Source organism: Shewanella aquimarina (genome assembly GCF_023349185.1).
GTDB lineage: Bacteria > Pseudomonadota > Gammaproteobacteria > Enterobacterales > Shewanellaceae > Shewanella > Shewanella aquimarina.
The window spans coordinates 176,861-192,077 of the sequence record NZ_JAKIKY010000003.1; the positions used below are offsets into that span (position 1 = coordinate 176,861).

Genomic DNA, 15,217 nt, shown 5'->3' on the forward strand with positions numbered 1-15,217 from the left:
AATTTAAGATGATTAAAGAATCCGTATTCAAATCTTTTGATAGCAAAACCAGCTTAGAGGCACAACTGGCCGATCGCATCGCAGAGCAGCTACAGGCCGCCATCGATGCTCGCGGTAAGGCGAGCCTGGTGGTGTCTGGCGGCTCGACGCCCCTGGCTCTATTTAAGTTGTTAAGCCACAAGGCAATCGAGTGGAACGATGTCTATATCACCCTGGCCGATGAGCGCTGGGTCGACAGTGAGCACAGCGATTCTAACGAACGCCTGGTGAGACAGCACCTGCTGCAAAACCGCGCCGCGGGCGCCAAGTTTCGCGGTCTGAAGAATATGTTCACCACGCCAGAGGCCGGGGTCGACATGGCTATAGAGCAGCTTGCCAACTTCCCCAAGCCCTTCGATGTGGTGGTGCTTGGCATGGGCAACGATGGTCATACCTGTTCCTGGTTCCCTTGCTCGCATGAGATAGAGCAGGCATTGAGTACCCAGGCACTCTGTCTGGCGGTGAATCCGGGCGAGGCGCCACACGGACGCATGACTATCTCTAAGACTGGGATATTAGCGTCACGCCAAATCTATTTACACATAGTCGGTGAACAGAAGCTAGCCGTTTACCGACAGGCGCTCGAGAATGACGATGCTAAGGCGATGCCGATACGTGCGGTACTGGCCCAGCATAAGACACCCGTCGATGTTTATTGGAGCGCTTAAGGAGCGATTATGCATTCAGTAGTACAGTCAGTTACCGACAGGATCATTGCCAGAAGCAAAGCGACTCGCGAAAAGTATCTTGCGGCGCTGGGCGAAGCAAAAGCTAACGGCGTTCACCGTAGCAGTTTAAGTTGCGGCAACCTGGCCCATGGTTTTGCCGCCTGTAGCCCGGCAGATAAAAATACCATCAAGGCATTCAACAAGGCCAACATAGGTATTGTTACCGCATTTAACGATATGTTGTCGGCGCACCAGCCTTACGAACACTATCCCCAGCTCTTAAAAGAGGCCTGTCACGAGGTTGGCAGCGTTGCCCAGGTGGCGGCCGGTGTGCCAGCCATGTGTGACGGTGTGACTCAGGGGCAACCTGGGATGGAGCTAAGTCTGCTGAGCCGTGAGGTGATCGCCATGTCGACGGCTGTGGGGCTTTCTCACAACATGTTTGACGGTGCCTTGCTGCTCGGGATCTGTGACAAGATAGTACCAGGCCTCTTGATTGGCGCACTGAGCTTCGGTCATCTGCCCATGTTGTTTGTGCCTGCAGGTCCGATGAAGTCAGGCATTCCGAATAAGGAAAAGGCGCGGGTTCGTCAAAAGTTTGCCCAAGGCCAAGTGGATCGCAATGCGCTGCTTGAAGCCGAATCTAAGTCTTATCACAGTGCAGGTACCTGTACCTTCTACGGTACGGCAAACAGCAACCAGCTGATGCTTGAGGTGATGGGTCTACAACTGCCTGGCTCCTCTTTCGTTAACCCGGACGATCCGCTGCGCGAAGCCCTGAATAAGATGGCGGCCAAGCAGGTGTGTCGTCTCACCGAGATGGGTACCCAATACACGCCGATCGGCGAGGTGGTTAACGAGAAATCTGTGGTTAACGGCATAGTAGCCTTGCTGGCGACTGGTGGCTCGACCAACCTGACCATGCATATCGTTGCCGCGGCGCGCGCTGCTGGCATTATCGTGAACTGGGATGACTTCTCTGAGTTGTCAGATGCCGTGCCTCTGCTGGCGCGCGTCTATCCCAACGGTCACGCCGATATCAACCACTTCCACGCCGCAGGCGGTATGGCTTTCTTGATAAAAGAGTTACTGGACGCTGGACTGCTTCATGAAGATGTGATGACGGTTGCAGGTTACGGTCTGCGTCGTTACACCCAGGAGCCTCGCCTCATCGACGACGAACTGGTTTGGGTCGAAGGCCCAAGTGAGTCCTTGGACAAAGAGGTGCTGACTGCGGTTGCATCGCCTTTCCAGGCCAACGGTGGCTTGAAACTGCTTAAGGGTAATCTGGGGCGCGCCGTGATCAAGGTCTCTGCCGTTGCCGAGTCCCATCGATTTGTCGAAGCACCCGCTGTGGTGATTGACGATCAGAACAAGCTCGATGCCTTGTTTAAGGCGGGTGAGCTCGACAAAGACTGCGTCGTCGTGGTGAAGGGGCAGGGACCTAAGGCGATCGGCATGCCAGAGCTGCATAAGCTCACGCCTATCTTGGGCTCGCTACAGGACAAGGGCTTTAAGGTGGCGCTGCTGACCGATGGTCGTATGTCTGGCGCCTCAGGTAAGGTACCGGCGGCGATTCACCTGACACCCGAGGCGTTGGATGGCGGCTTAATTGCCAAGGTCGAAAATGGCGATCTTATCCGCGTCGATGCAAATACCGGCGAAGTGAGCCTGTTGGTCGATGACGCCGTGCTGGCGAGCCGTGAAGCGGAACAGGTCGATCTACGCAGTACGAGTTTCGGCATGGGCCGCGAACTATTCGCGGCATTGCGTTCAAATTTAAGTAGTCCAGAGACGGGTGCACGCTGCACCACGACCATAGACGAAAATTATTAATCATTGAGGAAGCTTTTAGCAATGGCTGAGAATAACTGGTCAATTCAACCCCAAGATATTTTTAAACGTAGCCCGATCGTTCCCGTCATGGTGATTAATAAGATTGAGGATGCGGTTCCCCTCGCCAGAGCCCTGGTTGATGGTGGGATCAGCGTACTCGAAGTGACGCTGCGTACCCCTTGTGCGCTGGAAGCGATCACTAAGATTGCCAAAGAAGTACCTGAAGCCCTGGTCGGTGCAGGTACCGTATTGAACGAAGAGCAGCTGCAGCAGGCGATCGATGCCGGTGCTCAGTTTGTGATCACCCCGGGTGCCACCCCCGAGCTGTTAAAGGCGGCGATGAAAGGTAGCGTGCCCTTAATCCCTGGGGTTGCCAGCATCTCTGAGGTGATGTCGGGTATGGCGCTTGGTTACACCAACTTTAAGTTCTTCCCAGCAGAAGCTTCTGGCGGTGTGAATGCACTGAAGGCTTTTTCTGGCCCGCTTGCCGATATTCGTTTCTGCCCAACCGGCGGTATTACGCCAAGTAGTTATAAAGACTATCTTGCGCTTAAGAATGTCGACTGTATCGGTGGTAGCTGGATTGCGCCAACCGATGCGATGGAGCAGGGCGACTGGGCGCGCATCACCCAGTTGTGTAAAGACGCCATCAACGGCTTGTAATTGTCATTTCGTCGCAAATGATAAATAAAAACCTCTGCCTAGCCAGAGGTTTTTTTATGGCTAATGGCTAGCTTAGCGTGTTTGATCGAGAGTTAGGCAGAGGTGGCTATTTGGCCTCGCTGTATTGATAGTCACTGCTTGCCTGCCAGATGCGGTACCTTAGCTGAGCCCCGGCGGGGAGATAAAACACCTTAGGTAGACGACTGTCGTAAGCTAAGGTCAGTTTTTCTGGCAGGGTAAGAAAGGCCGTTTTCTTGGCCTTGTCGAAACAGGCCATCATGGTGCTTGGTCCCTGGTGGATGGCATCGACCTGATAATAGTTGTAGCCCCAGCCTTGTACCGTATGTTGCTCAATCTCACCAGACAGACCATGCTTGTTGCAATCAACCTCTTCGTTGCGGCCGATGGCGATCTCCAGCCGATAGTCCTCTTCGTTAGCAAGCTTTGGCAGGGTGAGAATATGTTGTACTAGGCCATCGCTTGGCGCAGGAAACATCTTAGTGGCTTCTTCGCTCTGGTAGTCGCTCACCGAGTAGCTTACTGCTACGGGCATAGTGAAAGACTCAGGCTTAGCTGGGCTTGTCGCCTGGGCACAAAACGTCGAGAGGGAGAGTCCCAGGCCGAGTAATAGGGCCGGTGTGTATCTGTTCAAGGAAAATGTCATGAAAGCTCCTAGCGTTAAATTGAACGGTTATACCAGGTATAGACGCTAGCATAGTGGAAAAGGGTTAAAAACAAAGTGATATTTTTTAATTAGTTGTTTTTAGTTGATTTTTAAGGTGGTTTGTGGCGAGTTTAAGGCGATTTGTGACGAGTCAGTCACTTTTTATCTGATGTTACTCACCTCTGTTTACTTTGAAAGTCAAACTAGTTAATATGCCAATTGTTTGAAAGTCAAAGTATATGGTACTAGGTATCGAGTATCTACAAAGTATCGCGTGCCTACAAAGCCCAACCCATAACAATTAATAGAGAATTATTCATGTCCAACGTAAAGGATCATCTTGCTCCCTGGCAGCACAGTCATCAGTTTGCCAATTTAAACAGTGATGGCGAACGCAACACCCGTTATGTCCTATTGCTAACCCTGTTTACCATGATCGCCGAAATTGTCGCCGGTACAGTATACGGCTCGATGGCACTACTGGCAGATGGCTGGCACATGGGAACCCATGCTGCGGCGTTTTTGATCACCCTGTTTGCCTACCACTACGCAAAGAAGCATGCCGATAGCCCAGATTTTGCCTTTGGTACCGGCAAGGTGAGCGTGCTGGGCGGCTTTACCAGTGCCGTTGCTCTCGGTCTGGTGGCCCTGCTGATGGTGGTAGAATCGGTGAGCCGCCTGGTTAACCCTGAGCAAATCCATTTTAACGAGGCGATTTTTGTCGCAGTGATCGGTCTGACGGTCAATGTTATCTCAGTATTCTTGCTAAAAGATCATCACGGGCACCATCACCATCACCATTACGGGCATGGACATGATCATCATCACAGTCACCATCATGGTCACCATGAACACGATCACCATAGCCATGCGCACCAACATGACCATGGCGACAAAGGCCATCATGACCATAACCTGCGCGCCGCCTACTTCCATGTGATGGCAGATGCCTTGACCTCTCTGCTCGCCATCGGCGCCTTGCTGTTTGGTAAGTATTTGGGGCTGACCTGGTTAGATCCTCTGATGGGCGTCGTGGGCGCTGTGATCATCACCAGTTGGGCGTGGGGCTTGATGAAACAGACGGGGCCCATATTGCTCGATGCCAGTATAGAGAAGCAGTATGTTAAACAGATGGTTGAGTTGATCGAAGCCGAGCGGGACCATCAGGTGAGTGATATTCATGTATGGCGCGTCAGTGCCGATCATTACGCTGCTATGGTCTCAATCGTTAGCCATGAGCCTAAAGATCTCGACTATTTCAAGCAGAAGCTCGAGAAATTTGAACGTATCGATCATTTGACGGTCGAACTCATCACCTGTCGCCAAAGTGCCTGCCAAAGTGGCTACCAAGGTGCCGATAAAGCAGAAATTTAGGATTTTTTAAAAGGAATAGCGCGTTAACCATGAATAATGATCTATTGAGCCACACCATAGTCGAATTTTATGAAAAGCTCTCTTCCTGGGAGATGGCCGTAGTTAAGGATGCCGGCCACTCCTTGCCTCAGATCCATGCGGTCGAGATTTTAGGCGCCAATGGTGACCTGCGCATGAAGGAGCTGGCGGAGAAGATGGGGATCACCACTGGTACTTTAACGGTGCAGATAGACAAGATGGAGCAGGCGGGTTTAGTGGCGCGTAAGGCGCATCAGCAGGATAGACGCTCTATCTTGGTTGGACTAACCGAGCAGGGTCAGGATGTCTATCGAGAACACGATCAGCTGCACCATGGGTTGTCCGATCAGTTAACCGCTAAGTTCTCCGATAGTGAACGTGAGCTCTTGCTGAGTTTCTTTCAGCGCATGAATAACGAATTTTAATGCTAGGTTTTTAACTTGAGGTTCCTACACGCCCGTAATATCACTTTTTTTTCACCTCGGGCGTGTAAACTCCAAGTGTTCATTCATAACCTTGAAGCCTTGCCTGTTAACTTCGCCCGTCGTTGTTAACACATATGGTCGTTAACACGCACTGCCGTTAACACTCATACTTGTTAACATAAGTAGCTCAGCATGGCATATGTCTGTAAAAACAATTACATTTGTTTGTCAGGGTGTTGGCTGGTAACATTGTTGCAGCATTTTTGCGTCACTGCTATTTCGATACTCGCCATCCGCTCTGAGTATGACTTGCCTCATGACTAATGCTTCATTACTAATAGCGATTTAGTGCTGAAATCTATACATGAAGAGTGCAGTGACCCTAATTGATTCGCAGGCCCTTCGATTGGGTGACTAGGTTAGTCTTTTGAACGTGATTTTTCGTTTATTTACAGAGAGAACACTCAGTGCTGTCACGCGTTAAAACTCTATCGGCGAACCAGTTTACGCTGATAACCGCCTTATTTTATGTTTGTGTGTTTAACATTCCGCTATTCGGTATCGTCCAGCAGGGCATAACGAATCAGGCCGAGGTAAACTACCTCTTCATCGCCACCATACCCTTATTTCTTATCTTCGCGTTAAGTTTCATCTTTTCGCTTTTTACGGTTAAGTACCTGCTTAAGCCTTTTTTTATTATTGTTACTCTGATCTCCTCCAGCGTGTTTTTTGCCGCGCTGCAGTATGGCGTGGTGTTCGATTACGGCATGATCGAAAATACCGTGCAAACCAACAGTGCCGAGGCCTTAACCTATCTCAACTGGTCGTCGATATTGAACTTTATCCTGACCGGGCTGGTGCCGGCGCTGCTGATCTTTAAGGCCGATATTGTTTACAAGCCTTTCGTGAAAGAGCTGCTGCATAAGCTTGCCTTCATGTTCGCCATGCTTGCCGGTATCGCGGTGATCGGCTTCTTCTATTATCAAAACTATGTCGCCTTTGGTCGTAACAACGATCAGATGAAGCGCTACATAGTGCCCACCTATGCCATAGGTTCGATGATAAAGTATGTGAAGGTGAACTATTTCCAAGAGCCTTTGGTATATAAGGCCCAGGGCCAAGACGCCAAGAACCTCACCATAGATGAGAACGGTAAGCCTAATTTGGTGGTGGTAGTGGTAGGCGAGACGGCCAGGGCGCATAACTATGAGTACTATGGCTATGATAAGCCGACCAACGCCCATACCAAGGCCTTTGATATGATCCCTTTTAGAAATACCGAGTCTTGTGGCACGGCCACCGCAGTGTCGCTGCCTTGTATGTTCTCAAGCATGGACAGAGAAGATTACGATGCGCGCAGGGCGCAGGCTCAGGATACAGTTATAGATGTCTTGGACCATGCCGGTATTTCGCTTGATTGGCTGGATAATGATAGTGGCTGTAAGGGAGTTTGCGATCGCGTCAAACATATCAATATCGAACTCAACAGCGATCCGGCGCTTTGTGACGGTCACTATTGCTACGATCAGGTGCTACTTAATGAACTCGATAAACGCCTTGCGCAAGGGGTAGCTCAAGATACTCTTATCGTACTGCATATCATAGGTTCACATGGCCCGACCTATTATTTGCGTTACCCTGAGGCCCATCGCAAGTTTGTGCCCGATTGTCAGCGTAGCGACATCCAAAACTGCAGCGATGAAGAGCTGATGAATACCTACGACAACACCATCTTATATTCAGACTATATCATCGCCCAGGTGATCTCACGCCTGGAAGCTCAAGAGGGTAATGCGGATACCGCCTTGCTGTACCTGTCGGATCACGGCGAGTCGCTAGGAGAGAATGGCATGTATCTTCATGGCGCGCCCTATGCTATAGCGCCGGATGAGCAGATCAAGATCCCTATGCTGGCCTGGATCTCGCCCGACTTTGCTGCCGAGAATGGAGTAGATAAGCAGTGTCTGAGCGATCTTGCGGGCAAGGGCGGTTTTTCCCATGATAATCTCTTCTCAAGTCTATTGGGCTTGATGAACGTGTCGACCGAGGTCTACCGCAAGGAGATGGATATGTTTGCAACCTGCCGAACGAAAATAGTGGCTTTGCAACATAAAAACAACAAAAAGAGCTGATAAGGCTTAAGATTTTCGTTATTGTAGAGATTGCGCCTTCATTCATGGTGTTACGCAAATGAAGGCGCCTAATGCGCGCTAGTGTTTCTCTAATAATATCAATGGCGAAAATCTCTATGAATTTGGCTAAACAAATCACTGAAACCGAACTTTCCGCTAAAATTCTTCGTCATGCGGTTCCGCGCATGTCCGAACTCAATATTCCTGTGACCCCTGATAACTATGCCGTTTGGTATGAGTATTTTCGCGGTGTCAATTTAGATCTCAAACGTGCCATCGACAGCCTGGTAGCGAGTCGTGCCGCTTTTACGGCCGAGGTTAATGCCGGTCTCTACAACAGCTTTATTCGGGAGCAATCACCGGAAGTGATCGAGAATGTGCAGATTGAGACACAGATCCTGATTAATAACTTTATGACTCGCCTATCCGAGGTGACTGCCGGCACGGCGCAGTTTAACTTAAGCCTGGCCACTTTCCAGCAAAACATCAGCCAGGCCCCTGATCCTCAGACGCTCGAGCGCCTGGTCGATACCCTGGCCGAAGAGGTATCCCAGGTCGTTACCAGTAACCGCGAGATGGAAGCGAATCTGAAGACGATGAATCAGGAGGTCGCCGCCTTAAAGGCCGAGATGGAAGATCTTAATATCGCAGTGATGACAGATCAGCTGACCTCGCTGCGTAATCGCCGCGCCTTCGACGAGGAGGTGCTGGCGCACATCCAGCAATTTAGACGTGAGCAGCGCCTTAGCAGCCTGCTGCTGGTCGACATCGATAATTTTAAACAGTTCAACGATACCCATGGTCACTTGGTGGGCGATAAGGTACTGGCCTACATAGCCCTCGCATTAAAACAGGGGGTGAAGGGGGACGACTTTGTTGCGCGCTATGGCGGTGAGGAGTTTGTTATCTTGTTGCCTAATACCGACCACTCCGGAGCCATGGTGGTGGCTGAACAACTGCGTTCCCGTATTGCCGAGCGCCATCTCAGCATAGGCAAAGATAACAAGCTCTCCTTAGGGGCGATCACCGTCTCTATCGGTGTGTCGACACTGCGCCAGGACGATGACAGAGAGTCCTATATCGTGCGCGCCGATGAGGCATTATACAGAGCCAAGTCGGCGGGCCGAAATTGCGTAAAAGGTTAGCAACCTAGAAGGGATAGCGTTCAGTCCTGTTTCGGTTTGAGGGGCATATCCATTTTGATCAGGTGCTCCTCCATGTCGAAGGTTACGCTAAAGCCCAATTTTTTGGCCAGGCTCGCCATGTTGCGGTTTTCAAACATGGTAAAGCCAGTCAGCAGCTCAGTGTCATTGGCCTTGTAGTAGGCGATCAATTTTTCCAGCAGCAGTTTACCTATGCCGATCCCCTGATGGTCGCTGCGTACCGCCATGGCGAACTCTGCCTCGGTATTATCTGGGTCGATGGAGGCCCTGACCGCTCCTAGGGTAATATCGTCGCCGTCGGCTCCCTTGATGGTGGCGATGAAGGCCATCTCCCGCGCATAGTCAATTTGGGTGAGTACCGCCATCTCTTCGTGGGTCATCTTAGATCGCACGCCAAAGTAGCGTTTATACCTGTCTTCGTCGGAGAGAGAGTTATCGAAGGCCAGGTGTTTGGGCTCATCCTCGGGCAGAATGGGTCTGAGCATGATCTTAAGACCATTCTTCAATACCGCGTGTTCCTCTAGCTCCTTAGGATAGGGGCAGATGGCTAAGCGATTTGGGGTGTCCTGGGCATTGGCGTTAAGCTGGATATTCACATCCAATAGGGTTATCTGCTCGCCGGCGCACAGCACAGGGTTGAGATCTAAGCCCGCAATCTCGGGGCAATCTATGATGAGATGCGATATTTGAGTCAGCATGACACATAGGGCGTTCATGTCTAAACCCAGAGGCAGGTGTCTGTCTTTTAGCTTATGGGTCTTCAGCGCCTGGATCACCATGTAGCGGGCCAGCGTCATGTTCAGCGGCGGCAATGCAACCGCCGCATCTGTGGTGGGTTGCCATTCGGAGCCACCTTCACCGAGTAAGATCGCCGGACCAAACACGGGATCATGGGTAACGGCGACGCGGATCTCCTGCGTGCCGGCGGTTAGGGCCATCTTCTGTACGATAAGGCCCTGTATGTCGGCGTCCTGGTTGAGCGAGTGTACCCGACCGACCATGGCATCGGCGGCCTGCAACACTTCCTGGTGGGAGGTGAGGTTGAGCGTGACGCCGTGCACATCAGATTTATGGTGAATATCCGGCGATTGCACCTTGAGGGCGATGGGATAGCCTATCTGCTCGGCGATCTCGGCGGCGCGCTCTGCGCTGGCGGCAAAGTGGGTCTCTATGGTGTTTAACCCATAGGCTTTAAGTATGGCGCTGGCTTCGTGAGTCTCGATAACCTGCTTGTTTGCACCAATCGCCTGTTGCAGTAGCGAGCGGGCCAACTGTGCATCGGTTGGGATATTATCCGGTATAGATTGCGGCACTTCCTGCAGTAACTTTTGGTTACGCCTGTATTCGACCATGTGCATAAAGGCACCGACTGCGCCCTCTGGGGTGCGATAGGTGGGCACCCCGGCGCGGTTAAAGAGTTTTCTTGCCTGATAGGCCGAGTCTTCACCGCTCCAGTTAGTGAGCACATTGACCTTGTGACGCCTCGGATGTTTTGAGACGAGCTCTATGATGCTGTTAGCTATCTCTATGCCATCTCCGAGGGCCGAGGGTGAGTGCAACACCAAGATGGCGTCGGTGACATCGGCATTCATCAAGATGTCCAGGCTCTGGGTATAGCGTTTCGCATCGGCATCACCGCCGATATCCACGGGATTTTGTCCCGACCAGGTATCGGGTAACAAGGCATTGAGCTTATCGAAGGTATCATCGTCCAGGGTGGCTGCCTTACCACCGCCCAAGATGAGCTGATCTAACCCCAGCACGGCGGGGCCACCGCCATTACTGAGAATGGCGAGCCTCTCCCCCTGTAACGGCGCGGAGTGGGCCAGGGTTTCAACGGCGGCAAAAAGCTCCACCAGATCGTTGACCCTCAGCATACCCGCGCGTCTAAACGCGGCCTCGTAGACGGCGTCGTTACCCACCTCGCCGCCGGTGTGGAGCTTGGCGGCCGTGGTGCCCTCAAGGCTGCGACCCGATTTGATCACCAATATGGGTTTATTGCGCGCGGCAGCGCGGGCGGCCGAGAGGAAGTGACGCTTCTCGTTAACCGAGTCTATGTAGAGCATGATGGCCGTGGTGCGCGAGTCTCGACCGAGAAAGTCCAGTAGCTCGTCGAAATCGATGTCGGTCGCATCTCCCAGGGAGATAAAGGACGAGAAACCAATCCCCTTATTGTTGGCCCAATCGAGCACAGTGGTGCAGATGGCGGCAGATTGTGACACGAAGGCGATTTTACCGGGCAGGGCGCTGGTGTGTGCCAGGCTGGCATTGAGCCCCAAATTAGGCAACATCATCCCCAGGCTGTTAGGACCAAGGATCCGCATGCCATAGCGTTTGGCATGGGCGCGTGTCAGGGTTAACAGGTTTTGGCCCTCTTCATCGAGTTGGTTGGCCATGCCCGAGGCATTGATGATCGCCACCTTACAACCAAATTGAGCGAGTCGCTCGACGATGGCGGGTACACGGCTGGCTGCAGTGCAGATGATGGCCAGATCTGGCTTAAGGGGCAGGGCTTCGATATTGGGATAGGCCAAGACGCCCATCACGGCATCATATTTAGGCGTCACCGGCATGATAGGCCCCGAAAACCCGCCAGACAGTAGGTTACGCATCACCACATTACCGGCACGTTTGGCGCCATTGGAGGCACCTATGATGGCCACCGACTTAGGTTTAAATAGGGTGTGTAATGTACGCTGGCTCATTCCCGGCTCCTGTTGTCACTCGCCAAGGGACAGTGTAACTCAGTTGTACTTTTTTTCTCTAGGATTTTAGTAGGATAAGCCCCACCCGAACGTTAGCTCTAGGCCGCTACACAGCTTGCAACACTTTGACATCAAGGGTTAACAACCTTGGCGACACTTTTAGGCTTTACTTGAGATGGGCTGATTTGGCGAGGCTGGTTTTTTGCGTCAATATAGGCGTCGCCTCGCCTAATCAGTAACATCCTGACGTCACAGTGCCGTTTTCCTTAACGGCTCAAGGAGTTCAACATGAAAACAGGGGCGTTTTTTTCTATCGGTTTGGCCGTTACGGCGATTGGCTTAGCCTTGAGTTCGCCGCAGGTTTTAAGCGAAACCTCGGCGGTCGCCACTCATACCAATCCTCACTATCAATTTGTGGCACGAGACAATAGTGTCGAGACCAAGATCTGTATTGCGGCGGGTAGCGATAACAGTTCGGCGCTAAAACGCAAATTGATTAACTATGACCACAACATGCGCTTTGGTGTGAACAGTATTTCCTGTAATGGCCTGAGTCTGGCGCAGTTCTCTCATAAATATCAGGCGCAGCAAAGTTATCTCTTCCTCGAGCGTCACTCCTCTATCGCCAATAGGGTGAAGACCAAGGTGAGTATTATCGATCTTGCCGGCAATCAATCTTTTGCTGGGGGGGAACCGATTATGGTGATGGTTAGTGCAAAGTAGGCTAGGTTTCGAGTGATTGAAGCGGGGGCAGAGTTGGTCACTGATGGAGCTGAGTAGGCTACAGGCATAAAAAAACCAGCTTGCGCTGGCTGATATCTATTTTACAAGATGGTACAACCGAGTGGATTCGAACCACCGACCCCCACCATGTCAAGGTGGTGCTCTAACCAACTGAGCTACGGTTGTACTGGTATCTCTTGTAAAATTGGTACAACCGAGTGGATTCGAACCACCGACCCCCACCATGTCAAGGTGGTGCTCTAACCAACTGAGCTACGGTTGTACTGCTTTACCGTTCACGACCTGTCGGCCAGCGAACGAGCGCTATATTACGAGGGATGTAAGGTGAGTTGCAAGCAAAAAATCGTAATTTTTCAATCAAGCGGTGATTTGCTGTGCAACTTGATCTATTTAACGCCAAAGCGGCGGTAAATTCGGCAAAACTTACAACTAGGAAACTAGCCAAGATGATGATTATAGAGTTAAACATCACCTTGACGGTTTTTGTGATGGTTATAAATCTGTGTGACTAACGGGCTGCTCGACCAAGGCGAGTTGTTTTGGGTGCCTTTGAATATGCTTCAGCCTTAAGGCAAAAAGCAGTGCCGCGCTGGTGAGACCAGCAATCAAGCCAATCCAGAAACCATGTGCCCCCATAGCTGGCACCAAGAGGTCGGTCTCAGCCAAGAGGTAACCCAGTACCATGCCAATGGCCCAATAGGAGATCAGGGTAATGTAGAAGGCGCTGCGGGTGTCGTGGTATCCCCGCAGGGCACCCGCCGTGACAACTTGTACCGAATCAGACAACTGATACAGGGCGGCCAGGAACATTAGGCTACTCGCTAAGGCAACTACCTTTGGGTTTTGGTTATAGAGCAGCGCGATCTGAGTGCTAAACACCACAGTGAAAACCGCGGTGCAGGCTGCCAGACTAAAGGCGATAATCAGACCGACTTTAGTCACCAGTTTAGCGATTACAGCCTTATCTTGTCCCAGATAGTAGCCAACCCGAATCGAGACCGCGATACCGATAGAGAGGGGCAGCATAAACACGATTGATGAGAAGTTGAGTGCAATCTGATGGCCCGCCACGACGTCGGCGCCCAATGGCGCGAGTAACAGTGCGATGATAGCAAACAGGCTGACCTCGAAAAACAGTGCCATGGCGATGGGCATGCCGTGCTTGGTCATCTTCTTCATAGTTGCCAGATCTGGCAGGTGGAAGGCACTTAAGGGGGCTAGGGCTGCGAAGCGTTTATGGCGCTGCATATAGATGATCATGGTGATGAACATGGCCCAGAACACTAACGCCGTTGCAAACCCACAGCCTGCACCACCCATCGCTGGCGCGCCTAAATGGCCATAGATGAAGATATAGTTGGCCGGAATGTTCACCGCCAGACCAACGAAACCTATCACCATGGTAGGCAGCGTGTAGGAGATCCCTTCGCTGCAGCCACGCAACACCTGATACAGGACGAAGGCGGGCACGCCCCAGGCGAAGCCGTGGAGATAACGGATGCTCAGTTCTGCAAGATCGGCAGATAATCCCATTAATTTAAAGATCTGTGGCGCAAAAAGCAGAAAGGCTATGACAACAGCGGCGCCGATTATGGCAATATAGGCTGCCTGATAGGCCATTGGCCGGATGGCGTTTTGATTATCGGCGCCATGGTGGCTGGCAAAGACTGGGGTAAAGGCAACCAGCAGGCCCTGTACAAATAAGAGTGCCGGCAGCCAAAGACTGCCACCGATGGCCACCGCGGCCATATCCAAAGCGCTGACCCGTCCGGCCATGACGGTATCGATAAAACCCATCATGGTTTGGGTGACCTGGGCGATGAGCACAGGCAACGCGAGATGGACGAGCTTTTTGGCTTGAAAGCCGAATTGATTCATGAAAACGCCTTAATGCAGAGAGTAAAAAATGTTTACAGGTATTGTTCAAGCCACATGTGAAGTGGCGGCTATTCATAAAAAAGATGGTCTTAATACAATCGAAATTGCGATGCCATTACACCTGAAGGAAAACTTGCAGCGGGGTGCAAGTGTCGCCAATAACGGCGTCTGTCTGACCGTTACCGAGATGGCTGATGATAGGGTGTTTTTCGATGTAATGGAAGAGACTTTAAGGCTGACCAATTTGGCCAATCTGTCGGTAGGTAGCAAAGTTAATATCGAGCGTTCATTGACTTATGGCAGCGAGATAGGCGGTCATGTGTTATCGGGTCACGTGCATACCCAGGCGAGGGTGGCCGAGGTGAGTCATACCTCCTCCCATTTCGACATCCGTCTCGAAGTCGAACCAAAATGGATGAACTACATCCTCTATAAGGGGTTCGTCGGCGTAAATGGTTGTAGTCTGACCGTGGGAGAGGTGAGTGAGTCGGGTTTTATGCTGCACCTCATTCCAGAAACCCTGGAGATCACTAACTTAGACGAAGCCAGTGTTGACACCATGCTCAACATAGAAATAGACAGCCAGACTCAGGCCATAGTGGATACCGTAGAGCGGGTACTCGCCAAGCGCCTGGGCTAGGGCCTGTTGACCTTTTGAGAACAATTTTTGTTCTATTTGAGCACGTTCAAATCGCGGCATGAGGCTTGAAGTATAGTTATTCTATATAAAAGCCCAGCAACAAAGAGTTGAACGTGCTCAATACGAACCCTGCGGGCAGCGTCTGTATCATTTTTCTATTGCGTTATCATTCATTGATGTAGCACATCACATTACAATCGCTCTGCCTTGTATAAAAACGATACAGAATGCTGCAAAAATGAACGCGAAAGATAAACAGGCCCTAGTG

The 15,217-nt window shown here is 51.4% G+C and carries 12 protein-coding genes and 2 tRNA genes; 9 read left to right on the forward strand and 5 right to left on the reverse strand.

Annotation, left to right across the window (positions count from 1 at the left end; translation table 11 throughout):
• Positions 1 to 8: 8 nt before the first annotated feature.
• Genes pgl through L2731_RS04995 form a run of 3 tightly spaced genes read left to right on the forward strand, consistent with a single transcriptional unit; the run spans position 9 to position 3,206 of the window.
• Entirely contained in the window at positions 9 to 707 is a 699-nt protein-coding gene (pgl, locus tag L2731_RS04985; protein WP_249252107.1) for a 6-phosphogluconolactonase, read from the forward strand.
• A 9-nt stretch (positions 708 to 716) separates the two neighbouring features.
• Positions 717 to 2,543, forward strand: coding sequence for a phosphogluconate dehydratase (edd, locus tag L2731_RS04990; protein ID WP_041511195.1), 1,827 nt, complete (start codon positions 717 to 719; stop codon positions 2,541 to 2,543).
• Positions 2,544 to 2,564: 21 nt separating this feature from the next.
• Positions 2,565 to 3,206 (forward strand): bifunctional 4-hydroxy-2-oxoglutarate aldolase/2-dehydro-3-deoxy-phosphogluconate aldolase, encoded by a 642-nt coding sequence (locus L2731_RS04995; RefSeq protein WP_239850584.1) that lies wholly within the window; start codon positions 2,565 to 2,567, stop codon positions 3,204 to 3,206.
• Between the two features lie 106 nt (positions 3,207 to 3,312).
• On the opposite strand, the gene eco is transcribed toward L2731_RS04995, so the two are convergent.
• Entirely contained in the window at positions 3,313 to 3,870 is a 558-nt protein-coding gene (gene eco, locus L2731_RS05000) for a serine protease inhibitor ecotin (protein ID WP_249252108.1), read from the reverse strand.
• A gap of 318 nt (positions 3,871 to 4,188) precedes the next feature.
• Between eco and dmeF the strand changes: the two genes are divergently transcribed.
• The 4 genes from dmeF (at position 4,189) to L2731_RS05020 (ending at position 8,964) form a co-directional block, all read left to right on the forward strand.
• The gene (dmeF, locus tag L2731_RS05005; RefSeq protein ID WP_249252109.1) at positions 4,189 to 5,244 is read left to right on the forward strand and encodes a CDF family Co(II)/Ni(II) efflux transporter DmeF; all 1,056 of its coding nucleotides are present in this window, start codon (positions 4,189 to 4,191) and stop codon (positions 5,242 to 5,244) included.
• 29 nt (positions 5,245 to 5,273) lie between these two features.
• Positions 5,274 to 5,687: a MarR family winged helix-turn-helix transcriptional regulator gene (locus L2731_RS05010; RefSeq protein ID WP_239850580.1), complete on the forward strand. Its 414-nt coding sequence runs from the start codon at positions 5,274 to 5,276 to the stop codon at positions 5,685 to 5,687.
• A gap of 467 nt (positions 5,688 to 6,154) precedes the next feature.
• Positions 6,155 to 7,819 (forward strand): phosphoethanolamine transferase, encoded by a 1,665-nt coding sequence (locus tag L2731_RS05015; protein WP_249252110.1) that lies wholly within the window; start codon positions 6,155 to 6,157, stop codon positions 7,817 to 7,819.
• Positions 7,820 to 7,935: 116 nt separating this feature from the next.
• On the forward strand, positions 7,936 to 8,964 hold the full coding sequence (locus L2731_RS05020) for a GGDEF domain-containing protein (RefSeq protein ID WP_249252111.1): 1,029 nt from the start codon (positions 7,936 to 7,938) through the stop codon (positions 8,962 to 8,964).
• Between the two features lie 20 nt (positions 8,965 to 8,984).
• Here L2731_RS05020 and L2731_RS05025 read toward each other — a convergent pair whose 3' ends face one another.
• The gene (locus L2731_RS05025) at positions 8,985 to 11,687 is read right to left on the reverse strand and encodes a bifunctional acetate--CoA ligase family protein/GNAT family N-acetyltransferase (protein ID WP_249252112.1); all 2,703 of its coding nucleotides are present in this window, start codon (positions 11,685 to 11,687) and stop codon (positions 8,985 to 8,987) included.
• 288 nt (positions 11,688 to 11,975) lie between these two features.
• On the opposite strand from L2731_RS05025, the gene L2731_RS05030 reads away from it, so the two are divergent.
• The gene (locus L2731_RS05030) at positions 11,976 to 12,410 is read left to right on the forward strand and encodes a DUF3718 domain-containing protein (RefSeq protein ID WP_249252114.1); all 435 of its coding nucleotides are present in this window, start codon (positions 11,976 to 11,978) and stop codon (positions 12,408 to 12,410) included.
• A gap of 109 nt (positions 12,411 to 12,519) precedes the next feature.
• Here L2731_RS05030 and L2731_RS05035 read toward each other — a convergent pair.
• From L2731_RS05035 to L2731_RS05045, 3 genes are all read right to left on the reverse strand, one after another.
• A tRNA-Val gene (locus L2731_RS05035) sits at positions 12,520 to 12,596 on the reverse strand.
• Positions 12,597 to 12,616: 20 nt separating this feature from the next.
• Positions 12,617 to 12,693: transfer RNA gene (locus tag L2731_RS05040), tRNA-Val, on the reverse strand.
• Between the two features lie 230 nt (positions 12,694 to 12,923).
• Positions 12,924 to 14,309 (reverse strand): MATE family efflux transporter, encoded by a 1,386-nt coding sequence (locus L2731_RS05045; protein ID WP_249252116.1) that lies wholly within the window; start codon positions 14,307 to 14,309, stop codon positions 12,924 to 12,926.
• 28 nt (positions 14,310 to 14,337) lie between these two features.
• Here L2731_RS05045 and L2731_RS05050 point away from each other — a divergent pair, with 28 nt between their 5' ends.
• Entirely contained in the window at positions 14,338 to 14,949 is a 612-nt protein-coding gene (locus tag L2731_RS05050; protein ID WP_249252117.1) for a riboflavin synthase subunit alpha, read from the forward strand.
• Positions 14,950 to 15,217 lie beyond the last annotated feature (268 nt).